At 44.7% G+C, this 17,745-nt stretch carries 18 protein-coding genes; 6 read left to right on the forward strand and 12 right to left on the reverse strand.

Annotated elements, in window-relative coordinates; translation table 11 throughout:
* Positions 1 to 17 precede the first annotated feature (17 nt).
* On the reverse strand, positions 18 to 2,483 hold the full coding sequence (locus UWK_RS05255) for an AMP-binding protein (RefSeq protein ID WP_015403318.1): 2,466 nt from the start codon (positions 2,481 to 2,483) through the stop codon (positions 18 to 20).
* 276 nt (positions 2,484 to 2,759) lie between these two features.
* Here UWK_RS05255 and UWK_RS05260 point away from each other — a divergent pair, with 276 nt between their 5' ends.
* On the forward strand, positions 2,760 to 3,008 hold the full coding sequence (locus UWK_RS05260; protein WP_015403319.1) for a hypothetical protein: 249 nt from the start codon (positions 2,760 to 2,762) through the stop codon (positions 3,006 to 3,008).
* 74 nt (positions 3,009 to 3,082) lie between these two features.
* Here the strand turns inward: UWK_RS05260 and UWK_RS05265 are convergent, their stop codons facing one another.
* From UWK_RS05265 to UWK_RS05290, 6 genes are all read right to left on the reverse strand, one after another.
* On the reverse strand, positions 3,083 to 3,655 hold the full coding sequence (locus UWK_RS05265; RefSeq protein ID WP_015403320.1) for a class I SAM-dependent methyltransferase: 573 nt from the start codon (positions 3,653 to 3,655) through the stop codon (positions 3,083 to 3,085).
* An 89-nt stretch (positions 3,656 to 3,744) separates the two neighbouring features.
* On the reverse strand, positions 3,745 to 4,008 hold the full coding sequence (locus UWK_RS05270) for a hypothetical protein (RefSeq protein WP_015403321.1): 264 nt from the start codon (positions 4,006 to 4,008) through the stop codon (positions 3,745 to 3,747).
* 104 nt (positions 4,009 to 4,112) lie between these two features.
* Positions 4,113 to 5,135, reverse strand: a complete 1,023-nt coding sequence (locus UWK_RS05275) for a trypsin-like peptidase domain-containing protein (protein WP_167320721.1) — start codon at positions 5,133 to 5,135, stop codon at positions 4,113 to 4,115.
* A gap of 138 nt (positions 5,136 to 5,273) precedes the next feature.
* Positions 5,274 to 6,722: a DNA integrity scanning protein DisA nucleotide-binding domain protein gene (locus UWK_RS05280; protein ID WP_015403323.1), complete on the reverse strand. Its 1,449-nt coding sequence runs from the start codon at positions 6,720 to 6,722 to the stop codon at positions 5,274 to 5,276.
* A 15-nt stretch (positions 6,723 to 6,737) separates the two neighbouring features.
* Positions 6,738 to 7,574, reverse strand: a complete 837-nt coding sequence (locus tag UWK_RS05285; RefSeq protein WP_015403324.1) for a transporter substrate-binding domain-containing protein — start codon at positions 7,572 to 7,574, stop codon at positions 6,738 to 6,740.
* 68 nt (positions 7,575 to 7,642) lie between these two features.
* Positions 7,643 to 8,401, reverse strand: coding sequence for an amino acid ABC transporter permease (locus tag UWK_RS05290; protein ID WP_228130041.1), 759 nt, complete (start codon positions 8,399 to 8,401; stop codon positions 7,643 to 7,645).
* 203 nt (positions 8,402 to 8,604) lie between these two features.
* Here UWK_RS05290 and UWK_RS05295 point away from each other — a divergent pair, with 203 nt between their 5' ends.
* Together UWK_RS05295 and UWK_RS05300 are read left to right on the forward strand one after the other, a co-directional pair.
* A complete protein-coding gene (locus tag UWK_RS05295) occupies positions 8,605 to 9,399 on the forward strand; it encodes an amidohydrolase family protein (protein WP_015403326.1) in 795 nt (264 codons plus the stop codon).
* Entirely contained in the window at positions 9,396 to 9,770 is a 375-nt protein-coding gene (locus UWK_RS05300) for a hypothetical protein (protein ID WP_015403327.1), read from the forward strand. The genes UWK_RS05295 and UWK_RS05300 overlap by 4 nt, the downstream gene beginning before the upstream one ends.
* Before the next feature lie 48 nt (positions 9,771 to 9,818).
* Here the strand turns inward: UWK_RS05300 and UWK_RS05305 are convergent, their stop codons facing one another.
* The 3 genes from UWK_RS05305 to UWK_RS19300 all read right to left on the reverse strand — a co-directional run bounded on the left by UWK_RS05305 (position 9,819) and on the right by UWK_RS19300 (position 12,630).
* Positions 9,819 to 10,178 (reverse strand): TlpA family protein disulfide reductase, encoded by a 360-nt coding sequence (locus tag UWK_RS05305; RefSeq protein ID WP_015403328.1) that lies wholly within the window; start codon positions 10,176 to 10,178, stop codon positions 9,819 to 9,821.
* Between the two features lie 6 nt (positions 10,179 to 10,184).
* Positions 10,185 to 12,335 carry a bifunctional 23S rRNA (guanine(2069)-N(7))-methyltransferase RlmK/23S rRNA (guanine(2445)-N(2))-methyltransferase RlmL gene (gene rlmKL / locus UWK_RS05310; RefSeq protein WP_015403329.1) on the reverse strand — a complete coding sequence of 717 codons (2,151 nt, stop codon included), beginning with the start codon at positions 12,333 to 12,335 and terminating at the stop codon, positions 10,185 to 10,187.
* Positions 12,336 to 12,474: 139 nt separating this feature from the next.
* Positions 12,475 to 12,630 (reverse strand): bacterioferritin-associated ferredoxin, encoded by a 156-nt coding sequence (locus UWK_RS19300; protein WP_015403330.1) that lies wholly within the window; start codon positions 12,628 to 12,630, stop codon positions 12,475 to 12,477.
* Positions 12,631 to 13,200: 570 nt separating this feature from the next.
* Here UWK_RS19300 and UWK_RS05315 point away from each other — a divergent pair.
* Entirely contained in the window at positions 13,201 to 13,932 is a 732-nt protein-coding gene (locus UWK_RS05315; RefSeq protein WP_015403331.1) for a helix-turn-helix transcriptional regulator, read from the forward strand.
* Between the two features lie 161 nt (positions 13,933 to 14,093).
* Here the strand turns inward: UWK_RS05315 and UWK_RS05320 are convergent, their stop codons facing one another.
* Positions 14,094 to 14,333 (reverse strand): hypothetical protein, encoded by a 240-nt coding sequence (locus tag UWK_RS05320; protein ID WP_015403332.1) that lies wholly within the window; start codon positions 14,331 to 14,333, stop codon positions 14,094 to 14,096.
* A gap of 249 nt (positions 14,334 to 14,582) precedes the next feature.
* Positions 14,583 to 15,236 carry an acyl-homoserine-lactone synthase gene (locus UWK_RS05325; RefSeq protein ID WP_015403333.1) on the reverse strand — a complete coding sequence of 218 codons (654 nt, stop codon included), beginning with the start codon at positions 15,234 to 15,236 and terminating at the stop codon, positions 14,583 to 14,585.
* A gap of 186 nt (positions 15,237 to 15,422) precedes the next feature.
* Between UWK_RS05325 and UWK_RS05330 the strand changes: the two genes are divergently transcribed.
* Together UWK_RS05330 and UWK_RS05335 are read left to right on the forward strand one after the other, a co-directional pair.
* Complete coding sequence (locus UWK_RS05330) at positions 15,423 to 16,439, forward strand: hypothetical protein (RefSeq protein WP_228130042.1); 1,017 nt, start codon at positions 15,423 to 15,425, stop codon at positions 16,437 to 16,439.
* A gap of 55 nt (positions 16,440 to 16,494) precedes the next feature.
* Positions 16,495 to 17,676 carry a sensor histidine kinase gene (locus UWK_RS05335; RefSeq protein ID WP_015403335.1) on the forward strand — a complete coding sequence of 394 codons (1,182 nt, stop codon included), beginning with the start codon at positions 16,495 to 16,497 and terminating at the stop codon, positions 17,674 to 17,676.
* Positions 17,677 to 17,745: the final 69 nt, after the last annotated feature.

The raw sequence follows: 17,745 nt of genomic DNA on the forward strand, positions 1-17,745 counted from the left end.
GCTTTCACTACTTTACCTCAAGACAGCCCGCCTCTTACCTGCTGATATACTGTTTCCGTCAATGAGTCATAGGTATGGCCCTCGGGAAAAACGGGCTGCTGAAACCTCACCGACACCTGACGCAGAGGTCTGGGAAAAAGAGTCCCCACGGGTAGAGCCTGATAAGCACCATTTATGGTAACAGGAACAACCGGGACATTCAGCTCCATACTGAGAATGGCGAATAGTTTCTTGAAATCTCCAAGGGTACCATCCATACTTCGCGTTCCCTCAGGGAATATCATAATGTTTTTCCCTTTTTTCAACACCTCGGCCAGCTTCTGAATGGACTCTTTGAGGCCTGAGTTCAGATCCACGACGATAACATTATTTCTGTCTGCCAGAAAACGTATTAGCGGATTGTTAACATGTTTTCGTTTGGCATAAAAATAGGTGTTTTTGAAAAAATTCTGCTTGAGCAGAGACGCCACAAACAGGCCATCATAAAAACTCTGATGGTTCGGGGCTATAATGCATGGTGTATCGGGGATGTTCTCCTGGCCCTCCCCCTTAAACCTGAAGTAACCCTTAAAAAAGAGTTTGCTGCAAGTCCTGAATACATTGGCGGTAATCCATGTCCTGGGAAGTGTCAGGTCAACTTTTTCTTTCAGAATATCTTTCCAGTTTACCAGCTCAACGCTTATTTTTTCCTTCTTCTCCTGAATAAATTCACTGAGACGACGAACTGTCTGGTGTGCCATCAGTTTTTCTTCGCTGAGTTCCACCCCGAAGGTGGATTTCAGGAAGGCAAGAAGACTCACCTGATCGAGAGAGTCCATGGCGATATCAATCTCCAGATGGTCATCGGGAAAAATTTCCCTTTTACTCTGTTCCTCGATAAAACCTTTGATAATAAGATACTCTTCAAAGTCAGGCTGCCTGGCATCGCTTTTCCGTGCTGCCCTCTTTCCTACCAGATCAGGTAACTGAAAACGGCGCAGCTTGGAAAGTCGTGTCTTGGGCAATTCTTCGTCTATCAAGGTGAATTTCAGGATGCGTTTTGAAGGAGAAACCGTCTTATTGTAGGCATCAATAATCTTCCAACGAAAGAAATCATCAAGCTCCGTGATCTCACGCGCCCTGACTTTCTGAAAATCCGGCTGAATAACTGCCTGCAGGATATCATCCTTCACAAAGACCCCGACTTCATTGATGCAGTCTGTTAAGCTCTCCAGTTTCTGTTCAACCAGAACCGGATTGATATTCTTGCCACTGGCCAATACAATAATTTCTTTTCTGCGGCCGGTTATAAAAAGCCGCCCCTTCTCATCAAGATGACCAAGATCCCCGGTGTAGAGCCATCCATCCTTTAAAACCTCGGCGGTTTCCTCTGGACGATTCAGATACCCCTGCATAATATTTTTTCCCGATGCGACAATCTCCCCATCCCGTATCTCAATACTGGTGCAGGACATAGCGGTACCGGCAGAACCGATGGTGACCTGACCAGGACGGGTAAAGCTAATCATCGGTGCAGCCTCAGTCATTCCAAATCCTTCAAGGATTTCAAAGCCCAGAGTCATAAAATTACTACCGACATCAGGATCGAGGGCAGCTCCACCGCAAACAAGATACTTAAGTTTTCCACCAAATTTTTGATGTACGGCCTTAAAAATCATACGGGAAAAGCCCTGAGAACCTGCTTTTTCGGCGATGAAAAAGAGCAGGCGGGCAATTTTCTTCTGATTAATCTTGTCCATAACGCCTTTACAGATCGTCTTATACAGCCGGGGCACTCCAATAATAATTGTAACCTGATTATTCTGGAGAGTACTGATAATATCCTGCGGCTGGAGGGACGGAGACATGGCGATGGTCGCACCAACTGACAAAGGAGCAACCATGGAACCAAGCAGAGGGAAGATATGATGCAGGGGAAGCAGAAGCATAACCCGTTCATCGATGGAATATATGGGTACCCCGATGGAAACGGCTTCCACATTCGCCATCACATTCTCATAAGAAAGCATTACACCTTTGGGATCGCCGGTGGTTCCGGAAGTGTAGATTATCAGCGCTGTGTCATTCAGCGATTTTTTGGCAAAATCGATTCCTTCTACGACTTCTTCAGAAGTATTACCAGCTGTCCCCACATCTTCATAAACAAGGAGAAGTGGAGTATGGTCAATGGACTCAATAACACTGCGAAAGAGTTTCTCCCGCTCACGGGAACAAAAAACAACGTCCGGTAAACAATCGTTTACGATGTAGATTACTTCCTCAACGGTTGACAGATAATCAACCGGAATAACAGTACAGTTATTTTTCCACGAACCAAGAAAACTGTAAATCCACTCCGGCCTGTTTTCCGAGAAAATCAGAACCCGTTCGGCGGTATCTGGAAACAGCTTTGCAAAATAGACTGCCTCTCGAAGAAGATCCGCATAACGTATTTTCTGATCCTTCCACTTGAGTGCCGTCTTGTTGTAATTCTTCAAAAACATGGCTTTCCACTATCAATGGGCCGTATTGGCAATTGCTTGTTGCTCAGTATCAGGATTTGATACTGACTTCAAATTCACTTCCCGCTATCTACACCAATTAAGACAAATTACCAATAACTGTCCCGTTTTTTACCTGAAAATGCTCTTTGGATACGACGTTGTTGTATATCCCTCTTGCTGATATTTGAACTTCACAGTATCCTGTATCGTACCATCAGACAAACTCAGGGGCTGATTCACGACTCCCTACAACCAGGAATTCTCAGGAGAACAGGAATGAAAAAAATTATAGTCCTTCTTATTGCAGCGGCTGCCGGATATGGTCTGCTTGGCTATCACTTTATTCTTTTGGACAGCAGTGTGAAAATTCTCAAGAAAAACAAGGTTCAATATGTGAATACCTTCGTCGATGCACGAGGGAGCAAAAAACTGGAACTTGCCTTACAGCCGGATCTGATCGCTGCAGGTATCAAAGATCTGTTTGGTCAAATTGAGGGATCTGTCAAGGAAGCCACCGATCACTAAATCAAAGGATTTCTTCGTGTGTGGCCTGGTTCTATTGAATACAATCAGCAGGTGTTCAGAGTGAAGGGTATTCTTTAGTATTCAGCAAGCACCCCGAAGTGATGCGTGAAGCCCGTCACCTCCCGCACCTCCGAAAACCCTGCTTCCTGCAACACTGCCATAACATCTTCCACAAATACACGATGCTCCAGTGGAGGCCCTTGTTCACAGGCCTCCACCTTCTTTTCCCAATCAACTATCAGCAGTCGTCCGCCGGGCAGTAGAACTCTTCGTATTTCACGCAACAAGGGTACTGGATTGCCAAGTTCATGAAAGACCGTAATAGACCAAATGCCATCGACGCTTGCATCGGCAAAGGGAAGAACATCACGCGTCATGAGTTGTGGCAGAATATGGTCTTTTTCTCTACCCCTTGCCATCTCCTCCACCATCAGCGGCTCAATATCCAGGGCGTGAATAACCGCATCGGGTACCATTAAGGCAACTTCACGGCTGATATAGCCAGTGCCGGCACCGATATCAAGATACACCCGCCTTTTCTCCATTTCCAACAGCGTTCCTATTCTCTGCGGGGGAATCCATTGTAACCGAACCGGGTTGTTCAGTTTCTTTCTCTTGGCCGGATTAAATTTTTTTTCTTCAGACATTCTCTGTTCCCGTCGGAAATGTTATTCTGCTTTTTTCAATTCTCTGTTCGTAAAAACACCTGTCCCGATTTGCTTACCGTTCACCAGTGCTAGAACAATTTACGAATACGCTCATAACCTGACTTCAATTCATCGGCCACAAGGCTCAGGGCAGCACCGGCATTTTCAGCAGTTTTACCAGCTTCATCTACAACTGGTTTGCATTGCTCCAGAAAAGCTTTCCATTTTTTATCAAGCTTCTCTAATTCCTGTACAGCTTCTGCCTTACCAAGATGAGCCTCCAGTCGAATCTCATCACGCAGCTCTTCAATTGAAGCCTTTATCGCATCAAGTTTACTTGTTTCATCTGTCATGTTTTTTCCTCAGGGATAAGTAACGTTCCATTCTTTTTTCATATCAACAACTGTCCAGTCATTGCGCTACTTGATTTTATCAACACAAGGACTCAACACTGATTTCACTGTTTACCATTGCTGACGATGATCTTGGACTTCACAGCACGTATCTGCGGAATGAGAATCGACCTGAAAGCATCATAAGCCGCCTCAATGGGAATGGCGCAATCATTGCCTTTGGGGTCCCTGAACACCCCACTGTTCAGGCCACTGACATTTCCATATCTGTCCAACAACGGCCACCCCTTATCCTCTTGTTGTATCCGAATATCACTGCATAGCATTTTTTGCTTCTCAAGTGAGGCTGCGTTGTCAACCACTCTCCCCTCCTGCACCAAAACACCGCTCTCTGCCCTGTATCCTGCAATAAAAGCCCTGTCACCTGCTCGCAAGGGAATAGTACGGGGACGAAGAGGCGTGTACTTTAGTTTTGCTGTATTCACCTGAAGCAGTAACAGATTATGAGCAGTAGAGCTGTAAGTTATTTTTTTGAGCTTCAACCGTTTCCCCTCTGAGGAGAGGATTTTTATATCCGATAAATTTTCAAGAGACGGCCCACTGGTTTTCTTTAACAAATCACCCAACTCCTGGCTTCTGGTGATACTGGTAAAAAGTTCCTTCTTTTTTTCTTCGGAGAGACGTTGAAATGTTTCTTTTTCATAGCCAGGCAGCAGAAGATTCATTTTTTGCCGAATAGTCCGCAATCTTTGCTGCTCAAGAACAACAATCTGATCCAGCAGTTTTTTTTCATATCTGGCCTTCTCCAGTTTTTCTTTGCTGGGCCCCGCTACATCCCCTGCTGTCAGAATATGTCCTTTATAATCAATAAAAAATCCTGTCGCCTGGCCAAGGGGAGAATCGATATACACAAGCGATCGCAAGACACGTCTGGACATCTTCTCGGTGGCCGTCGGAACCCTGTCAGGTTTGCGGTCTATCTTTTTTCGGGTGGATTCGAAAACAATTGGAGAGATCTCCAGACCTGTTTGCAGGACGACTTCCTCTGGCGCTGATTGCTCATCGGCTATAGGTGTATCCAAGGATACACTTTCAATATTCGGCAAAGGATCAACTGCAGCAGACATCTCATCTCTCATGGGGACAAGATAAGCCAATAACGCTGTGGCCAAAATCAAAATAAGCAGAATCAGTAAGAAAGGCCTGTAAGTAAATGATTTCAAACTATACAACTTCCCGGTAACATTCTTTATCATTCTCTATTATTATTTTGCATCATCCAGCCACTCTTCTATCAGCCTGGGCTTAAAAACACAGCTTCCAGGTGCCCGCCAGGTACACTGGCCATTCATTTCAATTCCATGCCTGATAACTGAAACAGGGCGATCCGAGGAGACAACCACCACAATCACCCCATCGTGCTCTTTGGAAAAACGAAGGGCTGAATTATAGCGCGCTCCTCTGGCCAGATCTTCACCATAAATGCTTCGGCCATCGAGGAGGCAGGAAAATCCGCGGAGACAGGATTCAGCATCAATATGGAGTGCTCCATCCACGGCAGAAAGAGAAGCCGCGAGAGAAAGGAGCCTTTCTTCTGAAAGGTCAAGAGGCTGCTCAAACTTCTGACCGGGAATATCAAGAGGAGAACTTTCCAGATCTATTACCAGAGTGCAGCCATGGGAGGATTTTTCAGCATTGTGGACCAGGGCACTGATAATATGGAAAAGCTTATACACAGAGTCACTGCTTAATGACTCTGCCTCTAGGAGGCTTTCTTCAACTTCAACCAACTTAGCCATATTGGTGGTGGAATGAAACTTTCCATCGAAAAAGCTGCAGACGGTTTCTTCTCCCGTTTTAATAAAGCCATAGCTTTCATTAAACTCAACCAGAATAGAAAACTCAAGATCCTCGTCGGATGCAATACCAACGATAGAGACCCCATCGGAAACGAGCCTGTTACCAGACCCTTTAACACTCTGCAGTAATTTTCGAACATGCTTGCAATTATCCAGTTGCGGCCGCTCACCCTCATTAAAACGAGCAAGAAAAGAAAGCTGCCCCATCAGCCTCGGCTCCACAAAAAGCAGACTCCCATCCGGCAAAGCCCCTTCTTCCAGAGTCTTTGAGATACCCAGGATAGCCTTCAAAACCGGGTAAATACGGATTTTGGAATCGATACCGAGACGAAAGTTACATTCATCAATAATACAATCCCGAACGGCATGAGTCGCGTACTCCTTGAGAAAACTCCCCGAGATCCCGGAATATAACTCCTGCTCATTGGCAATGTCATGGGAAAAACGGAGTACAGCATACTCCAGCCAACGTTCCGTTGGTCCAATGGAGCAAATATCAGGATGGTGTTCTGTAAACCACATCTGATAAAAGACAGAACCCGATCGACCGCCATAGCTGACAAGACCATCAAGCCCTAAGTTTTTTTCTGGAAGGATATGACCATATCTTGCTTTATCATTTTCGAGATTAATGTCGACACACCACTTCCCATCCGGGGAAAAAATCATCCTCAATGCCGGATCATAGCCTTTCAGCAGACTCTGAGGATCACAGATATACAGTTTTGACTGGGGAGTAAGGCAGTATATCACCGCCACCCGACTCGGCCCCGAGAATTCAGACAGACCTTCCTGGAGACCATGCAGTATATCACTTGTACAACGATGAACAAAATGATCGACTCGACTGGTCATTTTGTATTTTTATCCTTACTCAACCAGATGGGCCCATTCTTTGGTACCAAACCAGTAATGATGACGCTCTTCCAACCAGCCCTCGTGACTGACGATGGTAATCCAGTTATTAAAAAAGCTGATGGTATCAAAATCACCTTTTCGCACAGCAAAACCAATAGGCTCTCTGGTAAAATTCGACTCAAGTGGCAGGAACATGGTTTCAGGGTATTTAATAGCCTCATAGGCTGGTCGGGGAGCTGACCCCACAACTGCATGAACATTGCCGTTACGAAGCTCCTGATAGGCCTGGGCCTCATCATCAAAGAGGCGTAATTTGGCATTCGGGATGTATTTCTTTACTGCTGTAACCGCTGTGGTCCCCAGTTTACAGGCAATCTCCACATCCGCATTGTTAAAATCCTCAAGACTTGCAAACCCTGCCGCCTTTTCTTTATGGGCAACAATGGCCATGCCGGAGTAATCATAGGGAATTGTAAAATTGACCTTGAGTGCACGTTTTGTCTGTATGCCCATGCCACCGATAACCACGTCAAATTTTCCGGTGAGCAATGCCGGGATAATTCCAGCCCACTTGGTTGGAACAAACTCCACTTTCACTCCCATATCGGAGGCCAATCTTCTGGCAACATCAATTTCAAATCCTACCAACTCCCCCGATTTATCTTTCATGGCCCAGGGCAGAAAGGTATCCATCCCTACTCGCAGAACTCCGCGCCGCATGACCTGGTCAATTGTTGATTCGGCTATCAGCTGATTCTGCATTTTCCCGGCCATGACAGGGATTGCTGTCATAATCAGTGCTGTAATAAGGCAAATAGTTACAAGAACTTTTCCGTTGAATGTCTTCATTGTTCCTCCTGAGTGAGTTTCTGAAAAAATAAGGGTGTCAGATATAAGAACATCTTATTGCATAGTAATCAAAAAGACAAATCAGACCTGTAGGGTGATGACATCTGTTTTTCCAGGTAGGACACAAGGATTGACAGGGACACGGTGATAACAAGATACATCAGAGCCACAGTAAACCAGAGTTCAAAGGTGAGAAAGGTCTCTGAAATCAAGGCCTGTACCTCCATGGTAAGATCATAGACAGCAATAGTGCTTACCAGTGCCGAATCCTTAATCAAAGATATGGCCTGGCTGGCCAGTGGCGGCAATACTCGACGCACAGCCTGAGGAAAAACGATAAATCGATAAGCATGATTATAACTGAGTCCCAGGCTGTGCGAAGCCTCCCACTGCCCCTTTTCCACAGACATAATTCCGGAACGAAGGATCTCAGAGGCATAGGCACCCTCAAAAAGGCTGAGTGCCAGCACTGCAGCCCAAAAGCGATCGAGGCCAAGAATTGGCCCCATAACAAAATAAATGAAAAAGAGCTGAATAAGAAGAGGCGTATTTCGACTGATTTCAAGGTAAAATCGTGCAACAACTTTTCCCGGAACCGAGTTTGAAAGGCGGAGCAATGCTGTGATCAGGCCGACTACAAATGCCAACCCTAGACTGATTGCAGATATCTTAACAGTCACCCCAAGTCCGTACAGGAGTGGACCCGCCATAAAACCAGAATCATCCCAGACATAAAGATATCGTGGTATCTGATACCATTGCCACTGATAGCCCATATCCTCAACTGAACGTGCGAAAAAGTAGCATACCAGAACAAGAAGGAGCAAAAACTGTCCGATATCAAACAGAGGAGACCTGGTGAAAGACCTCCAGGTTTTCCTTTTCTTTTCAGTAACTAAGGAATGCATCAAGGTTGTATTGGTAAAAGATTTAATTACAAAGCAGATAGCTCGAAGTATACTAGTGTTTTACAAAAAAACACCTTTATTATGCGGAACACCCATAAGCTTATTTTTAAAAGTGATCACAAGTGATTATCGACTTTCATACCCATGCCTTCCCTGATAACGTCGCGGCAAAAGCCATTCCTGTTCTTGAAAAGGAAGGAAACATCAAGGCCCACACTGCTGGAACCACCCAATCTCTTCTAAGTTCCATGGATCTGGCTGGTATTGATCGCAGTCTTATCTGCTCCATTGCGACCCGCCCTGAACAGTTTAAGCCCATTCTCAACTGGTCACGTGAGGTCAAGAACGCACGTCTTATTCCCCTGCCCTCCATTCATCCAGATGATCCACACTGCCTAGAACATGTTTATACCGTAAAACAGGAAGGCTTTATCGGAATAAAGATGCATCCCTTTTATCAGGACTATTTTTTAAATGAGAAAAAACTGGATCCCCTCTACGAAGCCTTAAGTAACACAGGCCTGCTCCTTGTTGTTCACTGTGGGTACGACATCGCCTTTCCCCGTATCCGCCGTGTAGACCCCGCAGCAATAGAAAAGCTTCAGCAGCGTTTTCCGCACTTGCGTCTTATAACTACTCACTTTGGAGGATGGGATATCTGGGATGAAGTTGAGGATATCCTTATTGGTAAAAATATTTATATGGAAATCTCCTTTGCCCTCCACTATCTTAAGAAGGAACAAGTAATTCGAATGCTGAACAACCACCCTCAGGAATATCTGCTTTTTGGCAGCGACTCGCCGTGGATTGATCAGACAGAATCTATTCACCACTTAAAAGCATTGGCACTGAATGACAAACTACTCACCGGGATTCTCGGTGGGAATGCACTGAGACTTATACAGGAAGCCGTATGACAGACATCCCCCATATATCGAAAAGAGACTGTGATTGCTGCGGAAAACCTCTTCCGGACGGTGAATTATTTTATCACTGCCGCACGGAACTTATTGCTGCCAAGGATGAGACCATCCCCGAACTGAAACACCCGGACAAACTTATTGCCATGGCCCTCTCTGAGATAGCCGGAAAGGACGAGAATGAGCTTCTAGATGATATCTACCAGGAGATTATCCTCCAACTCTGTCCAAACTGTCGTCTAATACTGTTGAAACATATCCACAGTATGTTGAATAAAGGCTGTAAAAATTGTCCCAAATGCGGGCCACAGCCGGTAAGGAAAAAAGGGAAACTGCTAAAATTTCCTTCCAGTGATAACGTGAAATAGGTGGCTCAAACACACCTTGTTGTCTTTACTGGACCCCTGCCCCTCTGACTACAACACCTGTTGCAGAAATTCATCAGCCAGCATTGACAGGGCAAGGGCATCCATAACTTCCACCCGTGAATCCACCATAACTCCGTTTGCAATCAAAACCGTGCGCGGATAGCCATGACCGCCAAAGGCATCGGTGAGTGATTGGTGTTCATCTGAGATAAAAATCAGCTTTTCAGTCTGCACACAGCACTGATAGACTGGAATTCCAGCTGTTTCCATTTTCTGTGCAAACCCTGGAAAATGAGGTTGCTGGCGTACCATGCAATCCGGACACCAGGCCGCTATCACGTTGAGTACAAAGGTTTCCTTCTGATTCATTTGCTCCTGCACTTCGGCAGGACTGAGTTCTCGTATCATAATTATTTATTTCCTCCGTATCTCCCAGCAATGATGAATTCTACTGTTTCTGGCAAAATCAAGGGGAATGGAGTCCCTGCTGATATTACGGATTGCGTAATACTTGTCAATGGATTCATCCATCTGAAAGCGTCTGAAATTGGTTGAAAAAATGAGCACCCCACCCTCTGCCAGACGGGCAACGGATTTTTCAATCAGGAGGCGGTGATCGCGTTGCACATCAAAGACCCGGCTTTCTTTTTTGGTATTGGAGAAGGTGGGAGGATCAACAAAGATCAGATCGTACTCCTTTCTATCCTCCGCCAACCATTTAAGGCAATCGGCCTGTATCGTTTCATGAGCCAAGCCGCCAAAACCATTCAGAGCAAGATTCATCCGAGCCCAGTTAAGATAGGTTGGTGAAAGATCCACGGTGGTTGTGGATTCCGCTCCACCTACAGCTGCGTGAACGGTAGCCGTTCCCGTGTAGGCAAAAAGATTGAGGAAACGTTTCCCCTTAGCTTCCCTCGCAATTTTCATACGAATATTGCGATGATCAAGAAATATTCCGGTATCCAGATAATCGGTGAAATTCACCAGTAGAAAGCAGTCCCCTTCCCGGACGGTGTACATTTTTTTATGGGTTGCCTGTTTTTGATATTGGGCCTTCCCCTTCTGTTTGCGCCTGGTTTTTAAAAATACCCGGTCTCTGCGTACCCCAAAGAGGTGCCGAACCTGATGCAACACCTGCTGAAAACGTCTCTGTGCTATTTTTTCATCTACCGTATCGGGTGCAGCATACTCCTGAACCTGAATCCACTTTTCATAGAGATCCACCGAAACATTAAATTCCGGAAGGTCTTTATCATACACCCGGAAACAGTGTACCCCATCACGTTCTGCCCACTTAAGAAACTTTTTGGCATTTTTACGAAGCCTGTTACCAAACTCTATTCCTTCCTCGGGGCCATTATCCACAGCAAGCTGCCATTGAAACGCCGGTGTATCCTCTTCATGCACTGTGCCACAAAACAATCGGCAGTTAATGGAGCCATTATACATGCGGTGAGTCCTTTCCCACTTGATCCCCATCCTGTCACCGAAATCGGGATTGGAGGTAAAGACTCCTATCTGCCAGTCGTACAGTTCCTGTTTACTTATACGCCCCAAAGCCCTGTGAAGCTGTTCCGCCTGATCTGTTTCGGAAAGCCGCTCGCCATAGGGTGGATTGACCACCATGATCCCCCTGGCAGCAGGACGCCGCAGATTAGCAAGTTGTCCCTGTTTAATAACGATCTTGTCATCATAACAGGCATTTTCGACATTGCTCCTTGCCACGGCCACGGCACGGGGATCGGCATCATAACCAAGCATTAGAGGCCACTCCCGTTCAAGTCCGGCTTCCTCCCGCTCGATGGCCTCATCCACCAGTCTGTCCCAAAGAGTCCGATCGTGCATCTTCCAGCCACTAAAGCCAAAATAACTGCGGGACAGTCCGGGTGCTGCATCACCAAAAATCAAGGCTGCCTCGATAAGGATGGTTCCCGAGCCACACATCGGGTCAAGAAACATGACATCCTTTGATATCCCAGGTTTCCATCCGGCAAGTGCAACAATGGCTGCCGCCAGACTCTCCTTCAATGGAGCAAGACTTCCACCCTCCTTCCGATATCCGCGTCGATGCAGACTCTCGCCACTTAAGTCGAGGGCGATTGTGGCCTGATCCTTGTAAATGGAGACTCGAATCCTGATCCCAGGACGTACCACCGATACATTTGGTCGCTCATTATGAGTCTTACGAAACTGATCCACCACAGCATCCTTTACCCGGAGCGCCGCAAATCCACTATGCTGTATGGCCGACAGATGAAGAGTGCAATCCACGGCAAAGGTCGTCTCAATATCCATGTGCTGGCCCCAGTCAACCTTCAATGCCCCCTCATACAGAGCATCTTCATCGGGGGCTGGAAATTCGGCAAGCGTGAGAAACACCCGGGAAGCATAGCGTGACCAGAGACAGGCCCGGTAGGCAGCTTCAAGATCACCCTTCCAGCTCACCAACCCCCTTGCCTGGTCCACATCAATTCCGCCAAGATCCTTTGCTTCCTGGCACACCAAATCTTCAAGGCCAGCTGCACAACTTATTGCAAGACTATATATTTTTTTATTTTCCATCATAGGGGTAAGGCTACTGTTGTTTGAAAAAATTCACAATAGTGATAGACGGGCGATCTCACAAAACATCCAATCCAAATAAAGTCCTCTTCCCCGCCTTTTTTAAGGTCTCGTTCACCACCCGGCGAACATCTACAAGACATCAGCGCCCTTGAGGATTGTTCGTTTCACAGTTGCAGTTACCGGCCTTTGACTCAGCAATAATCTGCTCCAAAATGGTTGATTTCCCGTGTACAAGTACATCTTTTTCCAAAGCATCTGCCGTATGATTATGGCAATAACAAATTAATCCATCCATTTTCAACACCCTTTCAGTTCTATTTATCCATTGAAAACATATTCTTTGATTATACTCTAGCCTTGTCCGAGAATACAGGAGATTGCATTCCCCCTTCGTATTTCTGGGAGTTTTCTTTTAGCAAACCAACATCGGCTCCTGAATTCATACGTCAGAGGTGAGGCAAAAAGAGACCTCCTGTAGTAAAATGTACTATAGCATAGGAAGCTGGCATGAAGATAAACTCACAGAATCTTAGGCCACATTGCCCCCCCCAGCTGAAAGGAGAATCCCTGAAAAAAAAGAAAGCAAACTTGACATGAATTATACCAACAAGGTAGAAAGATAATAATAGCGTCGCTTCACTCCGACACGTGTGGCCGGAATCTCCAGACTGGAAGGCCGATTTCGTCTGGAATAAATAGCCGGATTCAGTGGAATACGAACCAGCGCCTAAGGACAAAACCAACCTGCTCTCAAGGATAATTTGTCGATTATTCAGTCATTTACCTTGGCAACCTCCCCTTACTCTGCTATCCTTAACTGCGACCTAAGTTTTTTTTTGGACTGTTTTTATAGGTAATATTTCTTATGGACGCATTAAGTAACAAGGAATTAACGACGTTATTGGAAATTATATCAGACTGCATTACTTGTGATTCTATTGAGACATTTTTTACAATTATATCGAAAGTTGAAAACCTACTGCAGTATGGTCACATTGTTTTTCTTTCATCCCAAAAAGATTTTCCCAGCAGTCTACCCTCGATACAAGAAATCAATGTGTCCTATCCAATTGAATGGACAAATATATACCGAACTCAAAATTATACCGCTGTAGATCCTATAATAAGTTCAGGAGAAACAGGTTTACTGTTCTGGAAAGACATCTATGACAGAACACCTCCTGATCAAGACTTTTATTCCCAAGCTCAATCCTTTGGATTAACGAATGGATTTTCTCATATAATTTCTACACCCAAAATATTCGGATTAATGTCTGTAGCAGGAAATGAGCTTGTTGACTCATCCCGCAGTAGAACTATTATCAATTACCTTGCCCCACATTTTCATCAACTGGTACAACACCTAATAAAAAAACAGGCAAGAGAGAGCATGCCTAAAATAACACCACGTGAACGAGAAGTATTAATTTGGGCAATGGAAGGCAAATCAAATTGGGAAATATCTGTCATATTGGGAATTAGCCAGGAAAGCATAAAGGGGCATATTTCAAAAATCCTGAATAAATTAGATGCGAGCAATCGTGCTCATGCGGTGGCTATTGCTATGCAGGCCAATCTTTTATTTCCATATGGGTGAATTTCTGAAAACCCTTTCTTTTGGAATATACGACTTATAAGAGTTGAATAGTAAACATCCACCCTCTCGGTCAAATCATATCCTCTTCTTCATTAAACATGTATAAAATCGATTTTTAAGCAGGTCATTCTGGATTGAAAAAAATAAGAGAGATACACAAATCAATCACCTACAGGACGTTGACTTCCGATACTCTCAATTGAAAACCCAGGTGCACATTCTGCCAATAAGATGTTGAGGATTTCGGGATGATCTTCTTGTGAGTCTTCCAGGGCCGTCAGTATTGAATCAATCACTTGGTCAGGAATATAATTCTGAGCCTGCCATAAAATTGGAATAACATTAGATGGAACCTCAATATTTGAATTGCTGAGAGCAATAATTAAATCATTTATTGGCATTTCTTCTCCTGTTAGTGAGTCACCTTGAGCCCTGATTATAACAACGGCAATATAATAAAAACAAGAGAGATATGAGCTTGGTAACTAACTGTAAAATGAGATTAATGGTGGCATTTGCAAAGGTCATATTGCAATTGTCCTGAGTAAAGTAAATACTCAAAAACTCCCTCCTGCCGGTGTTATCATATTGCAATATGACCTTTTACTTTCTCTAAGCTTAATGTCTACCCCCCCTAACGGGTTGTGCTACTAAATTACCATTTGTTCGATATTTAACTGCTCCAAATCTTGAAACCATGCCAAAAGAGCTGGCTTCTTGGTTGCTGTAAATTTCTCAAATGCTGTCCAGGTTGATATCGCAGCTATGGCAACAACGCCATCGGGCATAGTCACCGCTGGAGCCACAGCAGTGCAAGGCATACCCAGTAAGTTCAATAACCGAAAAAAGTGATTTGAGACAACCATATAGACAGTATCTTTATCGTTACTTCTACACCAATTATAAAAGGCTTTTTCCAAAGCCATCACAATTGGAAACATCCCATACTTCGTTGAAACTTGACTTTTTCTGAGGTCATTTGCAATACAGAATCGTGTTACTTCAATCGTTTGTGGTGTCTTCTGGATTTTGTGATTTCCAATAATTTCTTTGAATTCATTTTCAATCATGAATCGGTCGGTAGGGAAATGGATTCGCAAGCATGCGATCAAGCGATTTTTTGCAAAAACTCCGACCTGTAGACATTTGCTGTCATAAGAATCAATTTCCTTTTTATTTTCATTACCAGAAACCCATTTAAGTTCTTCAGCAAAGACTTGATAGCGCAATCGAAAGGCCGCGTTTTTCTCTTCTTTCGTGGTTAAAGTTTGCATGCGTAAATCTTCTTCAAAAAAGTATCCCATAATCCATCTCCTGATAATAATGAGAGTTCAACACCTTCTTTACCTAGAAGGATTGTTGGATATCTCAGAAAGAAATTAGGAGTGATTCTGTAAAGAAGGGATTTGAAAATATAGCCCCCCGAATGGGGGGGTATGCATAGATGTGATTATTCAGTATCTTAGTTAAGCTTATTATCTCAAAATACATTGAGAATAAAAATCAGTAACATATCAGCATTCCAAAATAGCATTCAAGAAAATTACCTTTGTTATATTTACGATTCATTACCCAAGGGGTCGATTATGAATAATGAAGTAGAAACAGGTAATATTCCTCAAAATGAAGACGGACTTCTAATGTTACACATAAGTCAGGTCCCCGAAAATATTGGCCTTATTCGAGTAGTAAAAAACTTGGCAAATCCTAACGGGGAAATTGAGACTGACGGTTCCTGGTCACGGGCGGAAATCCAACGTCTCAGCATAGAGTACCCGCAGCTAGTTGTTGAGTTACATGTAAATCCAGAAGAAAAACTGAATCTGCTTGTGGATCAATTAACGAGTATTACAGAAAAAAAACTTACCCTGAAGAGAATGTTTGAAGATGTAAATAGTGTCAAAGAGCATTTGAAAGAGAGGGTAAAAAAGGTTTTTGATGAACAGATAATCTCTTTCAGGAACCGAATGACCATCTTTTCTTATGGCGTTAGTGATAGCACCTTAACTGAAAATGCTGGCTCATATAGTAAACTCATTTCCTATTCAACCCAATGTTTTGTCATTGGAATGCTTTTTACCAAATATCTCAACGAATTGAGTGATCAACAGAGAACCACTTTGGGGAAAAGTCTTATTCTTCATAAAATTGGGTACATAGAGACCATGGAGGACTCAAAAAGCCTCATGGAAAGAACGATTGCAATTTTAGAAAATGCTGAATATGAAAGAGAAATTATCAGGTTTGCCATGAATCAGGGAGCAACCCGATTTAAAAAGAATAAGCTTAAGAACTTACCCCGATCCACAGAAATTGGCAAAATTGTAACACATTATTGCAACTGCACGGTGAACCATCCAAGATCCACTCCTCCATATAAAACCATCGAAAATTTCGAGAGTGTTCTGGAGGCTTCGGGCAGGCGGCGAGAAATAATGTTTGACCCAACGTTATTAACTAAATTTGTCGAAATGATACGTAAAGGCCTGGAAATGCCAGCCAAATAAACAACGGTCAATTATATAATAAGTAACGGTTAGATCAAAGGAGAAGCAAGCAGGGATGAATCAACAACCCGTAATTCTTTGTGTTGATAACGAGCCCATCAATCTTTCACTAATGGAGGCGGTGCTGGCGCCTCAAGGTTTTCTGATCGTGCTCGCTCAGGATGGGAAGACGGCTTTGGACAGATTGCACAGCGAACGGGTCGATCTGGTGCTGATGGATGTGATGATGCCGGAGATGGATGGTTTTGAGGTCTGCCGCCGGATCAAAGCCGACAGTGCGACTTGGGCTATTCCTGTACTCTTTGTGTCATCTCTAAATGACTCATCCTTTGAAATCATGGGGCTCGAGCTGGGGGCAGCTGATTATCTGGTGAAACCCTTTAGTCCTGCCGTGCTTCAGGCACGGGTTAAAACCCAATTGGAGATCAAGGCACACAGTGATCTCTTGGAGGAACTGGCCGCAGAGCGTGCCCGGCAATTGATCCACGCCGAACGTCTATCCACCCTCGGTACCCTGGCAGCGGGCATTGCCCACGAGATAAACAACCCGCTTTCCTACATCTTCAGCTATGCCCAGATGTTGCTTACTGATATGCAGAAACTAAAGAGCCTGATGACTTCTCATGGGGTCTCTGAAACTGCGTTGCGGAGAGCTTGGCAGGATTTTTTGGAACAGGATGCGGAGGCCCCTGTCAACATAGCCGAGGGTGCCAATCGTATCCTGGTCATCATGGAATCCATACGCAAATTTTCCTGCCAGGGACAGAGGGAAAAGGTTCCGGTCTCCATGGTTGTCTGTATCGAAAACGCCCTTTCCCTCTGTAACAATGCCCTGAAATACCATGTGACCGTCGACAAGAAGTTGGCGCCTGGCCTGGATCCGGTCATAGCCAATGGCCAGCAATTAGAGCAGGTCTTTGTCAATCTCTTTAAAAATGCCGCTGATGCCATGGACGCTAAGAAAAAAGGGACGCTGTCCATTACTCTGGACCAGGCCAACGGGTTTATCCGCTGCACCGTGGAAGACAACGGACCCGGGATTGAGCCGCAGCAGTTGGAAGCGATCTGGCAACCCTTTTTCACCACTAAAGATGCACAAACGGGAACCGGCCTGGGACTTTCGATCAGCCGGGGTATAATCGAGGAACATCAGGGGCGAATCCTGGCTGAGAACCGGGAAGATGTACAAGGGGCACGCTTTGTGGTGGAACTCCCGGTGAGATCGACTAAACAATAATAAATCTTGAATAATGGTGTTCATGAATTTCTTTGGCGGATTTACCCAGGAATCAACACTCTCCAAAGC

This window comes from Desulfocapsa sulfexigens DSM 10523 (assembly GCF_000341395.1).
Lineage (GTDB): Bacteria > Desulfobacterota > Desulfobulbia > Desulfobulbales > Desulfocapsaceae > Desulfocapsa > Desulfocapsa sulfexigens.